This window comes from Peribacillus deserti (assembly GCF_016909175.1).
Lineage (GTDB): Bacteria > Bacillota > Bacilli > Bacillales > DSM-1321 > Paraperibacillus > Paraperibacillus deserti.
The window spans coordinates 88,611-105,417 of the sequence record NZ_JAFBFI010000017.1; the positions used below are offsets into that span (position 1 = coordinate 88,611).

Below are 16,807 nucleotides of genomic sequence, written 5' to 3' on the forward strand. Positions count from 1 at the left end.
TATACGGCCTTTCCTTCTCATCTGCCCACTACCCTTCCCGCCATATACTGCTATTTTATTACAAATATCGTTAACTTTTTATAAAAGTTTTCGACAAAGAGAAATTAATTCACTTCATTCATGGATTCCAGGAAATTTGGGGGCTCGTGATAGATACGAGATTTGTTGGTTCCTGTGTGGGGGAGGTTGAGGGAGTTAAGGAGCTGGGTGGCAATATGTCTTGAAGGAATATGACAGAACTCTCTAAAATCTTGATTCTTAATAGTACCATTTATCAAAAGAAAATAATCGGCAAGAGCACTTCGGTGAGCGTCTTTAAACTTTTGAAAACACGAGTTACATAACCATCTGCCATATGCCCTGATGAGGGAAAATACTGCACAAGAAGGACACTGTATGCCCGTTCTAATTTCAGATCTATTTATGTCATATGAATGGAGGATATCTTGGGTTTGTGGATGATGGCTTTTTAATAGTACCTTAATTAACTTTCGTATTTCTTTAGAAGAAATTTCATATTTATTATACAAATTTTCTATTCTCTCAATTTTTTCAACGACTTCTCCAGCATGGCAGACTTTCTTGAATGCTTCTGTATTCCAAGTTTGAGTTTTAATTATGGAAGCCGAGTTTGAAATTACTATAAGGTATTCAACTGGCAGAGGGGATATTTTGTTGAGGGCCAGCCATGAATTCAACTGCATTTGCTGGCGTTTTGTTTGTGTTATTGGGTTACTAAATCCTTCTTCCTTATTGTTTTGTTTTCTAATTAACTGATTAAATGATTTATCAAAAAATAGTTCTCCAGCAATGTTTTTAACTTCCAGAATTAAAGCAAACTTAGTAGACAAGATCAAAGTATCAATTTGAAAGAAGTAATTCCCATTTTTCAATCGGAGATCGTGAAGGATAAAATATTCATTCTCTGATAAAGATTCTAAATAATATTCTAAAGACTGCTCACCTCTATAACCAGCCCACCTTTTTGCTAAGTCTCCTTCTATTTTAGAATACTTAGGATGGCTGTCTGGTAATCTTCTTAGTAATGCTTCGAGCTTTAAAATGTGTATGGGGATTTTTCTTTCTTTTACAATCAATTTTATCACTCTCCTTTTAATATCTTAGTAGATTTCTACTTTTAAGGTGGAAATTCCTGCTGGTAAACATTAAGAAGGCAGACTTTGATCATGTGTTATTAGTAATAAAAAGATTTATGCTTAACTTATTGAAATTTACGCTTAAGTTTTGGAGTTTTATGCTTAAGTTTTCGAGTTTTACGCTTATGTTTTCGGGTTTTATGCTTATGTCTTCGGATTCCATGCTTAGTTTCTCAGGAGTATGCTTATCGCCTAAGACGTGCGCTGATCTTTTCAAATTTTTGCTTGCCCATTAGAATTTATGCTTATGCTCAGAGACCTGCTTACTACATGCATTTAAGTTAGAACTTAATATAATATCATTCACTAAAGAAACCCGCCCCACACACCCTCGGGACAGGTCTCTTCATCCAAATTAATTATTTCTTGACCAAATATTCCAGAACCAGTTCGACGGCTTCTTCTCCCTGGTCAATGCAGTCTGGCAGGCCTTGGCCTTCGTAGGAGCTTCCGGCCAGGATGACGCCGGGCAGTTCGTCTGCTGCGTGCTGCTTGAGTGCAGCGACTCGTTGTTTGTGGCCTACGTTGTATTGCGGCATGGCATCTTTCCAGCGGGAGACGATTGTGAAGTCTGGGTGAGAGGTGATGTCCATGGTTTTGTTCAGGTCTTCCAGGACGATTTTTTCGATTTCTTCGTCTGAAAGGTCCACTATTGTTTGATCGCCGGCCCGGCCTACTTGGGTGCGCAGCAGTACCTTTCCTGCTGGTGTGGAGTGAGGCCATTTTTTGTGGATCCAGGTACAGGCGGTGATGGAATAGTCACTGTTGCGGGAGACAACGAAGCCTGTGCCATCGAAATCTTTTTTGATGGCCGATGCATCGAATGCCATGGCGATGGTCGCTACACTGTTGGCGGGCATTTCCTTCAGGTGATCGAAAAATGGATACGCTGAAAACATCTGCTGTACAGCCAGGTGGGGGACAGCGGCAATAACAGCGTCTGCGGTCATCACATGACCGCTGTTAAGAGTGAGAGTGTAGTCTGCTCCCTCTTTTATCACCTTCTCTACTTTGACCCCTTTCAGGATAGATGCAGCCTTAAGCTTGGATTCAATTGCATTCACAAAGGATTCAAGCCCGCCTGTAAAGGTTAAAAAGCCGTCTTTTGTATTTAATGTTTCTCCAGCCGGGTTGTCCTTTTTTAATCCTAAAATCATACTGCGGTATTGCTGTTCTGCCTGATAAAATTCAGGAAAAGTCGCCATTAAGCTAATTCGGTCAATATCACCTGCGTAGATGCCGGATAATAAAGGTTCAATTAAGTTCTCAACTACTTCGTCTCCAAATCTTCGTCTGAAAAACCCTCCAAGTGATTGGTCGGAAGAACTATTAGAGCGCGGCAGGTAAAAGTCCGCTGCCGCCCTTAATTTCCCAATAGGACTGATTAGTCCCGTGGTAACGAATGGTCCAATCTTTGGGGGAATTCCTGCCGAACCGCCGGGCAGTCCATGCAATCTGTCTCTTACAAGCACAAAGGACTTACCCTCGGTATTGTAGACGAGCTGATCTTCCATGCCTATTTCCTTTGCAAGCCGCGATGCACTCTGTTTGCGGGCTAGAATTGACTCTGGTCCCTTTTCAATGACGAATCCGTCCTTTATTGTTGTCTGTATCTTTCCGCCTAACCGCTGACCAGCTTCTATTAGAATCACATCAAGAGAAAGCTTGTCTTCTCTTGCCCTCTTTAGCAAATAGTAAGCTGAAACCAAGCCGGTTATTCCACCGCCGATGACTACAACTTTTTGCTTTTGCTGATTCACAGTTCATCGCCTTCTTTTTTCAATTTCTTAAAAAGCTGGTCCCTTGTGCTGCAAGCATAGCTTTTTCAGACCGCCATGCTCAATGCAGCAATGGATTATTTACCTTTCGATCCGCCGCCCGCGAGGAACCAATTCACTCAGGTTACTGTAAAAAAAGGCATAGTTTACTCCTCATATTTTCTGAGAACGACTGTCGCCAGCGCATCGATAAATTGTTCACGTGTGTTGGGCATTTCCGGACGATAATAAGACGCTCCAATCTCATCGGTCACAATTTTACATTCTACATCATTATCAAATAACACTTCTAAATGGTCGGATACAAATCCAACGGGTGCGTAAACAAACGCCTGGTAGCCATTTTTTTCATAAAGGTCTCTCGTTAAGTCCTGAACATCCGGCCCCAGCCAAGGCTCCGGTGTATTGCCCGCACTTTGCCAGCCTAATTCATACTTGTCAATACCGACACCTTTTGCGATTAAATCAGCCGTTTGCTGAAGCTGATCAGGATATGGATCTCCGGCCTTTAAGATTTTTTCAGGAAGGCTGTGGGCGGAAACCACAAGGACTGCAGAGTCTCTTTCCTCCTGGGACATGGATTGATACGTTTCTTTGATCCGGTCCACCCAGTAGCCGATAAATTTAGGTTCGTCATACCAGCTTTCAACACTTTTAATCACTGGTCCGCCAAGCTTTTCGGCTGTTTCCTGGGCACGCCCGTTGTAAGACTTAACGCTGAACGTCGAGAAATGGGGGGCAAGAACGATACTGACTGCTTCCTGAATACCATCCTGGTTCATTTGCTGAACCGCGTCTTCAACGAATGGCTCTATATGCTTTAGTCCCAAATAATATTTAAATTCCCCTTCATCCTGCACGGCATTTAATCTTTGTTCCAGTGCCTGTGCCTGTTCTTCGGTAATTTTCGCCAGCGGAGAAATCCCGCCGATTGCTTCATATCTTAATCTCAAATCTTCCAGTGCTTCATCATCCGGCCGTCTTCCGTGCCGGATGTGAGTATAGTACCTTTCTATATCAGACTCTTTGTATGGAGTACCGTAGGCCATTACCAATAACCCGACTTTCTTTTTTCCCATTTTTGCTTGCACCTCGTTCACTATATTAAAAGAGTTCGTTTACTTTTTATTTGCTGAGTATTCATGGATAAAAGCAGTTAAACGTTTTAGGGTTTCAGGCTGTACCTCCGGAAATACTCCGTGGCCTAGATTAAAGATGTATCCAGGCTGCTGCATTCCTTGGTCAAGAATGGCTTTTGCCCGGTCTTCAATTACGTCCCATGAAGAAAGAAGAATGGCTGGATCAAGATTTCCCATAACCGTTTTATGAATGCCCATTTCTCTAGCCTGGTTTATTGGCAGTCTCCAGTCGAGTCCTACTACATCGAGCGGCAGGTCATTCCATTCCATTGCTAAATGGCTTGCTCCCACTCCAAACATGATCAGCGGAACGTTTTCCCCTCTTAAACTAGAGAAGATACGGTTCATTGTCGGCTTAATAAATGTACGATAATCCTCCACATTAAGAGCGCCGACCCATGAATCGAAAATCTGGATTGCTTTAGCGCCTGCATTAATCTGGGCTTTTACATATGTAATTGCCATATCACCAAGCTTGTCCATAAGGGCGAACCATGCTTTAGGTTCTGTATACATGAATGCTTTCGTTTTATTGTAATTTTTTGAGGGTCCGCCTTCTATCATATACGAAGCAACCGTAAATGGAGCCCCTGTAAAACCGATAAGCGGAACATTCAGCTGTTCGTTTACCAGCAGCTTAATCGTATCTAGTACATAGGGTATATCCTGTTCAGGATGGATTTCCCCAAGTTTTTCAACATCCTTTAGAGAGCGGATCGGGTTAGAAATGACAGGGCCAATGCCCGAAACAATTTCCACATCCACGCCTAAAGCAGGAAGAGGTGTCATGATGTCCTTATATAGAATGGCAGCATCAACGTTATACTGCTCAACGGGAAGCCTTGTCACATAGGCACAAAGTTCCGGCTGGTGAGTAATTTCGAAAAGCGAATATTTTTCTTTTAACTCGCGATATTCAGGCTGCGATCTTCCTGCTTGTCTCATATACCAGACTGGTACATGATCCGTTTTTTCCCCTTTTGCTGCCTTTAAGAATGTTTCATTAATCACTTTTGTCATTAGAATATATCCACCTTTCAAAATTACCCAAAAATAAAGCTAAATTATATTTATTTTAATTTATGTTATCAATATAGACTTTTCTACTATTGTTGTATAGATAACAACGAAAATTGTCAAAAAATCGACGTTTTTATATACGGCCTTCTTTATTGTTTACAAAAAAGGGACTGAGGTACAATTAAGAGTGAGTTATACGAAAAAAAGGGGTGTACATGTATGAATGTATTTATTACCGCAGGAACTGCAGATTACTTAAGTATCATAAAGAAGAAACATACCCAGGAACATATGATTTTAATGAACGGAATGGAAGATGCCCTTCTGCTTCATGAAACCGAAGGGAAATCAGTATTCAGCCAGCCCAGAAAGTATGAAGTCGTCGAATCTGCCGGTGAGCTTAGCGAGCATGGCTTTGTGGTTATGAATAATATTCCGGTCACAGATGAGGGCAGGCCCATTTTTGAATATCGGTTCAAAAACCGGGCAGGATTAATTGAGAACGAACCCGGATTCATAGCGATTAGAGTCCTTCGTCCTTTAAATTCAAACACATATGTTATTTTAACTGTTTGGAATAAACCGGAAGATTTCGCGAACTGGCAAAACTCGCAGTCCTTCTCAAAAGCTCATGCTAAAAAGGAAGGGGCGCCTGCAGATCATGCACCGCAGCAGACGATCTTTTCCGGTTCTTCTTATGTTACGAAATATTCGATAAGTGAGGAATAATACTCTAAGAGCGGTGTTCATGAAAATGGGACCGCTCTTCTATATTCCTTTTAATCACCTCAGCCGCAGTTTTTCATATTCTGTATTAATTCAGGGCATTCGCCCTGTCTTTACAGGAGGAGATCACTATGGCCATCGAGATAACTCTTATACATTGGATTTATGTTTTATTTATTGTCCTTATTATAGGCTTCATGGTTATGAAAAAAGATACGACTCTAGTGTCCATAGCAGGAATTGTCTCCATCGCTCTGCTGGCAACAGGCAATTTATCTTCCTCAATCAGCAGCATATTTAATAGCTTTGCCTATGCCATTACCGAACTGCTCCCCACCATATTAGTTATTTCCATAATCGTCGCCATGAGTAAAATTCTTTCAAGCACCGGAGTTAATGATACCATGATTTCTCCATTTGCAAAGCTAATCCGATCGCCAGGTCAAGCCTATTGGATTATTGGAACCTTGATGATGGTTATGTCCTGGTTTTTCTGGCCTTCTCCTGCAGTTGCCTTGATAGGAGCCGTTCTGCTTCCTGTGGCGCTTAGAGCTGGACTCCCTGCACTTGGAGTGGCTATGGCAATGAACCTCTTCGGCCATGGAATAGCTCTTTCAGGTGATTATATTATCCAGGCGGCTCCAAAGCTCACCGCTGATGCCGCAGGTCTGCAGGTCACACAGGTAATTGAAGCCAGTATTCCTCTCGTGATCACCATGGGATTAGTCACAACCATCACCGCCTTCGTTATGTTAAGAAAAGATATGAAAAAAGGAGTCCTGACTGTCACTTCATCTTCTGTTGATGTACACACTGGAAAGGAATCTCAAGATAGGGAATTATTGACCTCTTTTCAGAAGCGATTGTTCGCCATCTTAATACCGATTGCCTTCTTGCTGGACGTAGCTGCCATGATTGTTTTTAATCTTCAAGGAGGAGATGCGACAGCGCTCGTAGGCGGTACCTCCATTGTTATCCTAGCGCTGCTTGCCCTGACAGCTCATAAATCCAAGGGATTTGAAAAATCGACTGCTTTCCTTATTGAGGGCTTTCAGTTTGGATTTAAAGTGTTTGGTCCCGTCATTCCGATCGCCGCTTTTTTTTACCTTGGAGATTCAGGCTTTGTTAAAATACTGGGTGACTTTCTTCCAAAGGGATCCCATGGTATTGTAAATGATTTAGGAGTCGCGCTTGCACATGCCGTGCCTTTAAATGCAGGAATAGCGGCTGTAACATTAACAGGCATAGGTGCGATCACCGGTCTGGATGGCTCAGGATTCTCTGGTATTTCATTAGCAGGTTCTGTTGCCAATTTGTTTTCTCATGCCATCGGCTCGGGCCTTGCCACCCTTACAGCTTTAGGCCAGACAGCCGCTATCTGGGTAGGAGGAGGAACCATCATTCCATGGGCCTTGATTCCTGCCGCAGCCATCTGTAATGTTGATCCCTTTGAGCTTGCTAGAAGAAATCTAATCCCAGTGTTAATTGGTTTAGCTGCCACTACGATCGTGGCTATGTTCCTTATCTAATAGCAAAAAACGACGGGAATACCGTCGTTTTTTCTATATAATAGACTTTATTTCATTCATGACTTTAATCGCTGTAAGATTATCTTTTACTTTATTTGTAATATCCTCTCTGCCCGCCATGATCTCCGTCCTTAAATCCTCTATGAAGGTTTCACTAATAAACCAGTCTGATAGAGCTGCAGAATCAAGGGTCCTGTCTTTCCAGGCAGAATTAAGCACGGGACTATAAATCTTTTTGCTGCTGTGGGCTAAGCTGCTTGTGAAAATTGTGTTCCAATAATCTGCCCTTGAAGCAGAATGCGTGCTGCTTGCAGCGAACTTCAGGACACCTTCAAAGACATCTTTTTTATGAAACAAAAGGCTGTACAGTTTTTTTCCGGTAAGAATGCGATGTAATGGATCTTCAAACCTCTCAACTGACAATCCTGTTAACTTATAAAATTTGCTTGGCTTTTTTTGCTTATAAGGAAAAACAACCGTGGTAAAGCCGAAAAATTCCTGAAGCTGAAAATCGATTCCAGCCAGAAGTTCAGCATATCCAAAGCGCTTTATAATTCTGTCCTCAAGCATTCTTTGTTCATTGATAATCAGGGCCATCGTCAACAGCTTAGAATTCTGTTCTTTTAAGAACAATTCCCATATGGAGTACATAAACCGTGAAACATGAAAAAAACGCAGGAATGTTCGAAGAGAAACTGGATTCTTTTTCGCTTCTTCATAAAGAAGCAGCTGGGGATAAGCATCTGAGAATATCGAAGAATTTGCTCTTTCCAAAAAAACAAAATACTTTTCTTTTTCATTTTCCGTTAAAAGATGATCCATAGCCGATCCTCTTAAGTCTGTCATATGGTAACCTCCATTTCGAGAGACCATATGTGCCAAAAAAGCCCAGTGAACCTCAGGATTTCTCAGGTAAAAGTCTAAATAGGCTTTAGTCCTTGTTACGTTATTCCGATTATACTCTTCCGTTTTATCCCTTACCTTCTTAATCAGTCCTTTTTCTCCTGAGAGCAGCACTTTCGGACTGTTATCTGGACGCAGCAAATCCTGCAGTAAATCGTACTTTATAGCTTCAAATTGTTCACAATCGAGAATCGGCCGTGATGCAGGTTCAGGTTTCCCAAACCATTGCTGTACATATCCTGAAAGTGATTGTAAAGAAAATATAAAATCACACCCTTTGGCGAATAATATCTTTTCATTACTATATGAGTATTTCTCTGCTCCGGACTACACTAAAAACAGCCTAACCAGATGGTTAGGCTGTCTTCTCAGAATCGTCATGAATCTCTCTTTTGTTTTTCATATATTCATATATCATTTCATAAAAATGCAGCAATACAGCTACGACAATAAAACCAAGGGCATAGCCTCCCAAAACATCAGAAGGATAATGAACATTAAGATAAATCCGGCTTAATCCTACAATCAGGATCATAATAAATGCAGCAGCCCAAATTAATATTTTAACTCCCTGAGACTTACAATATTTAGTTAAAAAATACGCAGTAACAAAATAAAAAATAAACCCAACCATCGCGTGTCCCGAAGGAAAGCTATAGCCCACCCCATCAACATTGGCTAAAATAGATGGGCGTTCTCTCTCTAGCACCCTTTTTACAAGCTTATTTATTTGATCCCCGCCTGCCACTGCAAGAATAACTGCTGCCATAGCCAAATAATTTCTGCTTTTAAACCACAAAAAAGCTAACAGCAATAGAGTCCCTGATCCGATGATCGTTTTAGAACCAAATTCAGTTATGAAAGTAAAAAAGCCGGAATAAGAATCTCCCACAACATGCATCAGCCCTTTTTGAAAGCTCCCATCCATTTCTAAGGATGACCCGCCGTGCACCGTTTTTACAATCAAAAAAAATATAAGAACTGATAAAAACAGAAATCCAGCAAATATTATCGACAGCAGGTTTGTACTTTTCACCGATTTGCCTTCCATACACTCTCTCCTCTTTCAACTATATATACAAAATTACTTTACCAGACCCAAAGCGTCCAGGAACATTAATTTTTTTAAACGCTCCTATTATTATATCCGCTGGAAAAATAAAGATGATATACACGTTATAAAATACACTTTAATTGAAAAACAAAATGTATTAAGCGGTAAACTTGGCTGCGAGCATAAATTCAATCCTTACGAGCAAACTCCCAGCCAATGCGAGCACTTTTCCGAATTTGCGAGCAGACCGCCAGCTTGCGGAGCAAGTTTACTGAGTTTGAGAGCAAAAGTTCAATCCTTACGAGCAATCTCCCAGCCAATGCGAGCAACTTTCCAAATTTGCGAGCAGGCCGACAGCTTGCGATCAAGTTCACTTAGTTTGCGAGAAAAAATTCAATCCTTACGAGCAAACTCCAGCCAATGTGAGCAGATTTCTAAATTTGCGAGCAGGCCGACAGCTTGCGATTAAGTTCACTTAGTTTGCGAGAAAAAATTAAAACCTTACGAGCAAACTCCAGCCAATGCGAGCAGCTTTCCGAATTTGCGAGCAGGCCCGCCACTTGCGGGCAAGTTCACTTAGTCTGCGCGCAAAAATTAAAATCTTACGAGCAATCTCCCAGCCAACGAGCAGCTTTCCAAAGCTGCTGGCAGACCGCCAGCTTGCGAGCCCTCATCCTAGTTCAATATTCTGAGACGGTAGCAGTTCATGGCGGTTTCGCCGAGATGGTCGAGAAGGTTGTAATTGGCGTAGGCCCCTACAAATGCTCCTATGCCCGGCACGAGCTGGAGCATTTTGACAAAGTCAATATAATCGCGATATTCCTGCTGGAATACTCTCCAGTCCATTTCTCTCAGCGTGCTTTTATGTTCATCCCAGTTATTGATGATGGAGAAAGTTTCTCTTTTTCGGTCATCGCTTGAAAAGGCGAGCTGAAAAATATGCAGGATGAATAAGCGTTCTTCATAAGTTTTGACGTCGAATCCATACAAACTTCCTGTTTCGAATAAAAACTTCATTTTAATTCCCAGCAGTAAGGGGAAATCGGCTAATCCCACTAATAACCCTGCTGCACCGGTCCCTGCTCCTTCCCACAAAGCGGTTTTACGGTAACGGACAATAGCCTCTCTCACTAGTTTTTCTTTTTCCTCGAGAGACAGACCTTCCACTGACTTTTCCTTAGTAGTCCAGTCTGAACCTGCAAGGGTCACTTTTACCATGTTTTTAATGCTGTCAGTTATGATTTGATGAGCTTTTTCTGGAATATAGCTATTGATTTTGGTTTGAGCCTTTTTAGATAATCTATTTAAAATGGATGAACGGGTCTGCATCTTGCTTTTCCATTTATCCAATTCTGTGCTTATTAGCTGTTCATAAGTTTCCATAGGCAGCTCCTTAAGGTTAGTAATCTTTTTACGCATTAAGCTGTTAAAAGTTTCAATGTGCATCAGAAAAAGGCCGATGGAGCACCGGCCTTTTCATATCAGTTATCTTAATCCAGTCATTTTTTTTCGGGCATAGCCAGAAAAAACTAACAAAAACAGAATTCCCCCAGCGAAGCAAAAAACAGCGTCAATAATATTCCCAGCTGTTAAAATAACTAAGCACAATATCATATTTTGAAGGAGCAGAACGCGATTGATAATAGCCGCGACAGCTCGTTTTTTCATATCCTCGGTCAGCGGATAGAGATCCAGCCAGATCTTTAAATCATGATGGCGGGCTATGGGAAGAATCTGGATACCCGTTAGATAAAGGATGAATAGCACCGTTATCGCTTTAGCCCAGATTGAAACAAATACAATGCTGAGAGCTGCTCCTATAATAGTGAGCCTAACGGATAATCCTAAATAATCATTCGACCTTAAAAATGTCCTGGCATAAAGGTAGATATACGAGGAAGAATTTTTAAATTTAATATAGGACACTATCCAGTCAAGCCACTTTCTTCTAGATACTTTTTCCTTTAATTTCGGCACATCCGTAAATAAATTAGCCACTCTATAAAATGCAGACATCCTTTTGCCTTCCAGACTAATCAGACGCTCCCATTTCAAAGATTTCTTCCTGGTTTCACGTTCAAAGTAGAATAGCAGCAAAATCAGTATCCCTGCTATCATAACAGCGAAGAAAATGGATGCCCCCCTAAAAAATAAATATAAACAGGCTATATTCAGGCAAAGCCGGATCAGGCTGTCGATAAATAATACTTCCCTCACGTCATACCTTAGGATTCTCCATCGTATCTGGACGTTAAGATACTTCAAAACAGCCAGCAGGATAAAAGCAGTTAAAAAATCAGCCAGCGATGCTCCGTTTACTTTTGCATGTATTGGCATAAAAGCAGCTAGAATCATTAATAAGAAATAACTCTGCAGTATAAAACTGACCCTAATGCATTTACTAAAATATTGAGTAAGCCTAGTTTCTAACGGAAGCAAAAAAACAACATCAGCCTCCTTTAAAAATGTCATAACCGGGCTGCTGGTGACTGCGAGTCCCAGTATTACAGCCATAATAATAGCTGCCGGAAAATCTGGAGAGAGCGTTTTAACCCATTCACTATAATAAAAGCTCAAGCCTCCGACGGCAAAAATCATGACAAAAACAAGGTGCCCATTAAAAATATACTTAAGATATTTTCCGGTCTCCTTTGTAAACCCTTTAAATCGATCCTGCCACAAAGCATTTTTATTCATTGTCTTGTTCTTCTTTCGTCAGCGCTATATAGATTTCATCAAGATTGGCGCCAGGCATTGAAAATTCTCTTTGCAGGTCATCGAGTTTTCCTTTTGCCCTTATTCTTCCATTGTGAAGAATAATGAATGAGTCGCAATATCGTTCTGCAGTCGCCAGAATATGAGTAGACATAAGAATACCTGCACCGCTTTCCTTCATTTTGTTCATTAAGTCCAGCAGTGACTGTATGCCTAAAGGATCTAGGCCAACAAATGGTTCGTCTACTATATAGAGAGAAGGCTGTACTAAGAAAGCACACATAATCATTACCTTTTGCTTCATTCCCTTAGAAAAGTGAGCAGGGAACCATTTAAGGCGCTTTTCCATCCGAAACTCTTTAAGCAGAAACTCGATACGCTCCTTATAATCCGCCTCACTTAATCCGTATGCCATTGCAGTCAGTTTTAAATGCTCTTCTAGGGTAAGTTCATCATATAAAATAGGAGTTTCAGGTACAAAGGTGAATTCTCTGCGGTACTGCTCAGGATTTTCACTGAAGAGTTTCTCATTGATATGAATGCTGCCGGCTTTCGGCTCCATTAACCCAATGATATGCTTGATTGTGGTACTCTTCCCTGCACCATTTAAGCCTATTAATCCAACTAATTCATTTTTATTAACTGAAAAGCTAATTTCCTTTACTACAGGATTTCTGGTATAGCCGCCTGTCAGCTGGTTTACTTCTAGCAATGCCATATATACATTCCTTTCTTCTTACGATCCTGCTCTTATAGTAACAAATTTTTTGATGGCGTACATAACTGAATAAAAGCATATTACCAAAAATTACAAGTAAGTTTTCGAGCAAAATTGCCCAAGATAATGTAGAGGAAGGAATCAGCAATGATGTTTTAAAAACTTGTGGTTTTTATCATCATTGAAATGAGGTGTCAGTTAAAGATATTTAACTGAATTTCATCATTCAAATTGGTCTAGCAAGAAGGAGACGTGATTTTCTTGCACAAGGTATATTTGTTCCACTGAGGCATTCTTCATTAAAGTGAAGTGATGCAGACTTCAACCGCTTTATAAGTTGTGAAACCTATAAAGGACAAGGAGATGTTCCGAATGGACAAAGAAGCTCTTCCCGAGATAACCATTCATTAAAAAAATGAGGTGTTTATCAAAGAGGACTCTGCCTGTAATAGACGTTTGAACATTAGATTCCTTCCTCAAGAAGCAGGGTGGCAGCAGCCATCCTGCTTTCTTTATGCCATAAGACGATAGGTTATTACAGGATCCTCCCCTTCAGACCCTCAGCTTATCAAAATGTCTTCTATTTATTTTACTGCCTTCTGAGCATTATGATAAAATTTGGGTATCCGTTTCAAGAAAGGATGGTTTTATAAATGGGCAATTGTATTTTTTGCAGTATTCTAAAAGGAGATATCCCCGCATCAAAGGTGTATGAAAATGAGCATATTATGGCATTTTTGGATATCAGCCAGGTAACAAAAGGACATACTCTTGTTATTCCTAAGGTACACCAGGAAAATATTTATGAATTAACATCCGAGACAGCCAGCCAGTTATTCTCTGCTGTGCCCGATATAGCGAACGCCATAAAAAAAGAATTCAATCCAATCGGCTTAAACATTCTAAATAACAATGGCGAGCATGCTGGACAATCTGTATTCCACTACCATATGCACCTCATTCCACGATATGGAAAAGGAGATGGATTTGGAGCGGTCTGGAAAACTCACACAAGCGACTATACATCTGAGGACCTGTCTAAAATTGCTGGTTCGATCGCTAAGCATCTTACATAAAAGCGCACAGCCTGCAAGGAACATTCTTTGCAGGCTTCTTTAAGCTAATATTTCAGCTATTGGATAACTGACCAGTCTTCTTATATATTTGTAAAAACATCCGGAATGTAACCTAACGATAGTTGTCAGCATATTGGTACTAGCCACTTCGCACTGCTTCCCCCTCCTAAAAAACCAGCCGGCCGTAAGAAAAACTAAATTGCAAGGTTATCAGTCTAAGTTTCTGATTAAATATGAATAAATCTTACATATACTTATCATGAAACTTCAATTCCTATTTTATGTTTTTTGAAAATTTGGTAATTCGCACTTTAAAATGAATTGCTATTTCTGATAGGATGAAGATACATATTCTAACTTTAGTGATTTAAAGCGGAGGAGATAAGAATGAAAAGAGCATTAAATTTTAATGCAGGTCCTGCTGCACTGCCTTTTGAGGTGTTAGAAAAAGCAAAAGAAGAATGGTTGAATTACAACGGAACAGGTATGTCTATTCTAGAATTGAGCCATCGCAGCACTGAATTCGAGTCAGTTCTAAATAATGCCAAAAGACTGCTGGCCGAATTACTAGATATTCCTGATACTCATGAAGTTCTTTTCCTTCAAGGAGGCGCATCCCTTCAATTTACAATGGTTCCTTATAATTTAATCACAGAAGAAAAAAAAAGAGGATACTATGTTCTGACTGGTGTCTGGTCCGAAAAAGCGATGGACGAAGCCAAGAAATTAGGAGACCCAAAAACAGCCGCATCTGCTAAGGCAATGAATTATACCCTTATCCCATCTATAGACGATATACAAATGGGGGACGATGCTGCCTATCTTCATATTACAAGCAATAATACGATTTATGGAACACAGTGGACCTCCTTCCCTGTCACAGGATCCATTCCGCTAGTGGCTGATATGTCCAGCGACATCCTTAGCAGGCCTGTAGATATTTCAAAATTTGGGGTTATATACGGGGGTGCACAAAAAAACCTCGGCCCTTCGGGTGTGACAGTAGTTATCATTAAAAAAGATCTAATAAGGGAAGATGCATCCCATTTGCCAACGATGCTCAATTACCACACGTATTATAAAAACAATTCTCTTTATAATACTCCCCCTTCTTTCGCCATATATCTGTTATCCCTAGTATTACAATGGACAAAAGATAAAGGCGGCATATCCGGGATTGAAAAAATAAACCGCCAAAAGGCAGATCTTCTTTACAAAACGATAGATGAAAGCGAGGGTTTTTATAGCGGTCACGCTGAAAAACCATTTAGATCTCACATGAATGTTACCTTTACATTAAAGAATGAAGAAATGACTAAGAAGTTTCTTTCTTTTGCAAAAGAGGAAGGTTTTATAGGCTTAAATGGCCACCGTTCAATAGGAGGATGCCGCGCATCCATCTACAATGCCATTCCATTAGCACATTGTGAAAGATTAGCAGATTTCATGCTTCGTTTTAAGAGTAGGAATTAGCTTTATCTTTCACCTTTAACATGCTATAATTTGCATCATAATCTTTTCGCGTCAGGCAAGAGTGCACTGCCGGAGAAGTTTACAAAAAATTAGCTTAGCAAAGCATAGGAGAGATGAGAAATGAATACGAAGACACTTGTATCCCTTTCCCTTTTGGTAGGGATTGGCGCAGCCTTGCATTTAATTATCCCTGGATTTTTTCTAGGAATGAAGCCAGACTTAATGTTAATTATGATGTTTCTAGGAATCTTCCTTTTTACTGAAAAGAAAAATGTTTTATTGCTGGCCCTTCTTACCGGAATCATATCGGGATTAACTTCAACTTTTCCAGGCGGATTACTGCCAAACATTATAGATAAATTTGTTACAGCCTTCTTGATCTACTTTTTATACACAGCTGTTAAAAAAAGCAGCTCCACTTATATGGTCTGTGCCCTTACTGGAATCGGTACACTGATTTCTGGTGCAGTGTTTCTAGGTTCAGCCTTGTTAATTTCCGGACTTCCGGGTTCAGCTGGTTTTCTGGGACTTTACTCTATAGTGGTATTGCCTGCAGCTGTTTTCAATTTAGCTGCCATGGCGATTATTTACCCAATGGTCACAAAGATTTTAAAGCGGACCAGCTTGCAGCCAGCCGTAAAAAACTGAACATATACATTAAGCCGCCCTATAACCGGGCGGCTTTTCTTATTTATGAACTAGACTAGCTGCTTAATAACAAGCCAATCAAAAAGAATGCTGCCCCTCCAGCCCCCAGAAGAGCTGCTTTTTTCACAAACAGCCTCTTTGCAGGAAAGAAGATGGTTCTTAATGAATGTAGAAAAAAATATACCATACCTATGGCAAACAAGAAGCTTATAAAATAAAATGCTGATACAATCGCTCCCATTTTTCCTCCCAGTAAAAAAACCTTTTAATATCATATATGCACCTATACAGCTTGTAAGTACATGCGCTGGCATTAAAACCTGGTCTATTTAGGGAACTTAATTTTAAATATGTTGTTTTAAGATAAAGTTTTTGTGATATACAATTAAGAGGAGAATTATTTTCTTTTTAAGCTTTTAATGTGTAAAAAAGGAGTTTTCTTCCTTTTTGTAGAAAAATATAAATATGAGGTGATCTTATGAAAGTCAAATCGCTATTACTGGGCATTCTTACAGGTACGATAGTTGCTGGTGCAGGAACTCTTCTTTCAACTCCTGCTTCAGGTAAAGATCTTAGAAAACGAATCCTGGAGAATAAGGAAGAAATTCTTGCTATTCTGAATGAAATCAAGGGTAAAGCCATGGATGTAAAAAATGAAGCTTTATCAGCCACCCTTACAAGCAAAGAAAGTGTGAAGGCCTTTACTTCTGAAGTAAAAACCTTGATGGAGAACTGGAAACAGGACATTCAGCCGCACAAGGAAGAAATTCAGCATAGAATTTCAGAAATTGAAGGAGCGATTCAGGAATTAGAAGGGGTGGTAAGCAAACCCACTTCCGCTGAAAAGGAAAATAATAAATAACCTGACAGT

General features: G+C 40.3%; 16 protein-coding genes. 6 read left to right on the forward strand and 10 right to left on the reverse strand.

Translation table 11 applies throughout. The features are described from left to right. Nucleotides 1-104: 104 nt before the first annotated feature. The 4 genes from JOC77_RS16700 to hemE form a co-directional block, all read right to left on the reverse strand. Nucleotides 105-1,097 carry a nuclease-related domain-containing protein gene (locus tag JOC77_RS16700; RefSeq protein WP_204545510.1) on the reverse strand — a complete coding sequence of 331 codons (993 nt, stop codon included), beginning with the start codon at nucleotides 1,095-1,097 and terminating at the stop codon, nucleotides 105-107. 419 nt (nucleotides 1,098-1,516) lie between these two features. Further along, nucleotides 1,517-2,917, reverse strand: a complete 1,401-nt coding sequence (gene hemY, locus JOC77_RS16705) for a protoporphyrinogen oxidase (RefSeq protein ID WP_204545512.1) — start codon at nucleotides 2,915-2,917, stop codon at nucleotides 1,517-1,519. Nucleotides 2,918-3,081: 164 nt separating this feature from the next. Next, nucleotides 3,082-4,014 carry a ferrochelatase gene (gene hemH / locus JOC77_RS16710; RefSeq protein ID WP_204545526.1) on the reverse strand — a complete coding sequence of 311 codons (933 nt, stop codon included), beginning with the start codon at nucleotides 4,012-4,014 and terminating at the stop codon, nucleotides 3,082-3,084. A 39-nt stretch (nucleotides 4,015-4,053) separates the two neighbouring features. After that, the gene (gene hemE / locus JOC77_RS16715; protein ID WP_204545535.1) at nucleotides 4,054-5,094 is read right to left on the reverse strand and encodes a uroporphyrinogen decarboxylase; all 1,041 of its coding nucleotides are present in this window, start codon (nucleotides 5,092-5,094) and stop codon (nucleotides 4,054-4,056) included. A gap of 219 nt (nucleotides 5,095-5,313) precedes the next feature. Here hemE and JOC77_RS16720 point away from each other — a divergent pair, with 219 nt between their 5' ends. Both JOC77_RS16720 and JOC77_RS16725 read left to right on the forward strand, forming a co-directional pair. Beyond that, complete coding sequence (locus tag JOC77_RS16720; RefSeq protein ID WP_204545538.1) at nucleotides 5,314-5,823, forward strand: antibiotic biosynthesis monooxygenase family protein; 510 nt, start codon at nucleotides 5,314-5,316, stop codon at nucleotides 5,821-5,823. Between the two features lie 128 nt (nucleotides 5,824-5,951). Then, on the forward strand, nucleotides 5,952-7,349 hold the full coding sequence (locus JOC77_RS16725) for a hypothetical protein (RefSeq protein ID WP_204545540.1): 1,398 nt from the start codon (nucleotides 5,952-5,954) through the stop codon (nucleotides 7,347-7,349). 33 nt (nucleotides 7,350-7,382) lie between these two features. Here JOC77_RS16725 and JOC77_RS16730 read toward each other — a convergent pair whose 3' ends face one another. The 5 genes from JOC77_RS16730 to JOC77_RS16750 all read right to left on the reverse strand — a co-directional run bounded on the left by JOC77_RS16730 (nucleotide 7,383) and on the right by JOC77_RS16750 (nucleotide 12,739). Then, nucleotides 7,383-8,366 carry a DUF2515 family protein gene (locus tag JOC77_RS16730; protein ID WP_338047243.1) on the reverse strand — a complete coding sequence of 328 codons (984 nt, stop codon included), beginning with the start codon at nucleotides 8,364-8,366 and terminating at the stop codon, nucleotides 7,383-7,385. Between the two features lie 241 nt (nucleotides 8,367-8,607). Next, the gene (locus JOC77_RS16735; RefSeq protein ID WP_204545545.1) at nucleotides 8,608-9,303 is read right to left on the reverse strand and encodes a phosphatase PAP2 family protein; all 696 of its coding nucleotides are present in this window, start codon (nucleotides 9,301-9,303) and stop codon (nucleotides 8,608-8,610) included. A 678-nt stretch (nucleotides 9,304-9,981) separates the two neighbouring features. Continuing rightward, the gene (locus JOC77_RS16740; RefSeq protein WP_204545547.1) at nucleotides 9,982-10,689 is read right to left on the reverse strand and encodes an EcsC family protein; all 708 of its coding nucleotides are present in this window, start codon (nucleotides 10,687-10,689) and stop codon (nucleotides 9,982-9,984) included. Between the two features lie 102 nt (nucleotides 10,690-10,791). Beyond that, nucleotides 10,792-12,003: an ABC transporter permease gene (locus JOC77_RS16745; RefSeq protein WP_204545549.1), complete on the reverse strand. Its 1,212-nt coding sequence runs from the start codon at nucleotides 12,001-12,003 to the stop codon at nucleotides 10,792-10,794. Next, entirely contained in the window at nucleotides 11,996-12,739 is a 744-nt protein-coding gene (locus JOC77_RS16750; RefSeq protein WP_204545552.1) for an ABC transporter ATP-binding protein, read from the reverse strand. The genes JOC77_RS16745 and JOC77_RS16750 overlap by 8 nt, the downstream gene beginning before the upstream one ends. A 653-nt stretch (nucleotides 12,740-13,392) precedes the next feature. On the opposite strand from JOC77_RS16750, the gene JOC77_RS16755 reads away from it, so the two are divergent. From JOC77_RS16755 to JOC77_RS16765, 3 genes are all read left to right on the forward strand, one after another. Next, nucleotides 13,393-13,815, forward strand: a complete 423-nt coding sequence (locus JOC77_RS16755) for an HIT family protein (protein ID WP_204545555.1) — start codon at nucleotides 13,393-13,395, stop codon at nucleotides 13,813-13,815. 387 nt (nucleotides 13,816-14,202) lie between these two features. Beyond that, complete coding sequence (gene serC / locus JOC77_RS16760) at nucleotides 14,203-15,288, forward strand: 3-phosphoserine/phosphohydroxythreonine transaminase (protein WP_204545557.1); 1,086 nt, start codon at nucleotides 14,203-14,205, stop codon at nucleotides 15,286-15,288. A 120-nt stretch (nucleotides 15,289-15,408) separates the two neighbouring features. After that, nucleotides 15,409-15,936 carry a tryptophan transporter gene (locus JOC77_RS16765; RefSeq protein ID WP_204545560.1) on the forward strand — a complete coding sequence of 176 codons (528 nt, stop codon included), beginning with the start codon at nucleotides 15,409-15,411 and terminating at the stop codon, nucleotides 15,934-15,936. Nucleotides 15,937-15,991: 55 nt separating this feature from the next. Here JOC77_RS16765 and yhzF read toward each other — a convergent pair whose 3' ends face one another. Continuing rightward, a complete protein-coding gene (yhzF, locus tag JOC77_RS21935; RefSeq protein ID WP_377337409.1) occupies nucleotides 15,992-16,177 on the reverse strand; it encodes a membrane protein YhzF in 186 nt (61 codons plus the stop codon). A 237-nt stretch (nucleotides 16,178-16,414) separates the two neighbouring features. Here yhzF and JOC77_RS16770 point away from each other — a divergent pair, with 237 nt between their 5' ends. Next, nucleotides 16,415-16,798 carry a YtxH domain-containing protein gene (locus tag JOC77_RS16770; RefSeq protein WP_204545563.1) on the forward strand — a complete coding sequence of 128 codons (384 nt, stop codon included), beginning with the start codon at nucleotides 16,415-16,417 and terminating at the stop codon, nucleotides 16,796-16,798. The last annotated feature ends 9 nt before the right edge of the window (nucleotides 16,799-16,807 follow it).

Coding starts and splice junctions, on each gene's coding strand:
- JOC77_RS16725 (WP_204545540.1), top strand. CDS start 5,952: ATGGCCATCGAGATAACTCTTATACATTGGATTTATGTTTTATTTATT.
- JOC77_RS16755 (WP_204545555.1), top strand. CDS start 13,393: ATGGGCAATTGTATTTTTTGCAGTATTCTAAAAGGAGATATCCCCGCA.
- JOC77_RS16765 (WP_204545560.1), top strand. CDS start 15,409: ATGAATACGAAGACACTTGTATCCCTTTCCCTTTTGGTAGGGATTGGC.
- hemH (WP_204545526.1), bottom strand. CDS start 4,014: ATGGGAAAAAAGAAAGTCGGGTTATTGGTAATGGCCTACGGTACTCCA.
- hemE (WP_204545535.1), bottom strand. CDS start 5,094: ATGACAAAAGTGATTAATGAAACATTCTTAAAGGCAGCAAAAGGGGAA.
- JOC77_RS16750 (WP_204545552.1), bottom strand. CDS start 12,739: ATGGCATTGCTAGAAGTAAACCAGCTGACAGGCGGCTATACCAGAAAT.
- JOC77_RS16770 (WP_204545563.1), top strand. CDS start 16,415: ATGAAAGTCAAATCGCTATTACTGGGCATTCTTACAGGTACGATAGTT.
- JOC77_RS16735 (WP_204545545.1), bottom strand. CDS start 9,303: ATGGAAGGCAAATCGGTGAAAAGTACAAACCTGCTGTCGATAATATTT.
- JOC77_RS16745 (WP_204545549.1), bottom strand. CDS start 12,003: ATGAATAAAAATGCTTTGTGGCAGGATCGATTTAAAGGGTTTACAAAG.
- yhzF (WP_377337409.1), bottom strand. CDS start 16,177: ATGGGAGCGATTGTATCAGCATTTTATTTTATAAGCTTCTTGTTTGCC.
- JOC77_RS16740 (WP_204545547.1), bottom strand. CDS start 10,689: ATGGAAACTTATGAACAGCTAATAAGCACAGAATTGGATAAATGGAAA.
- serC (WP_204545557.1), top strand. CDS start 14,203: ATGAAAAGAGCATTAAATTTTAATGCAGGTCCTGCTGCACTGCCTTTT.
- JOC77_RS16720 (WP_204545538.1), top strand. CDS start 5,314: ATGAATGTATTTATTACCGCAGGAACTGCAGATTACTTAAGTATCATA.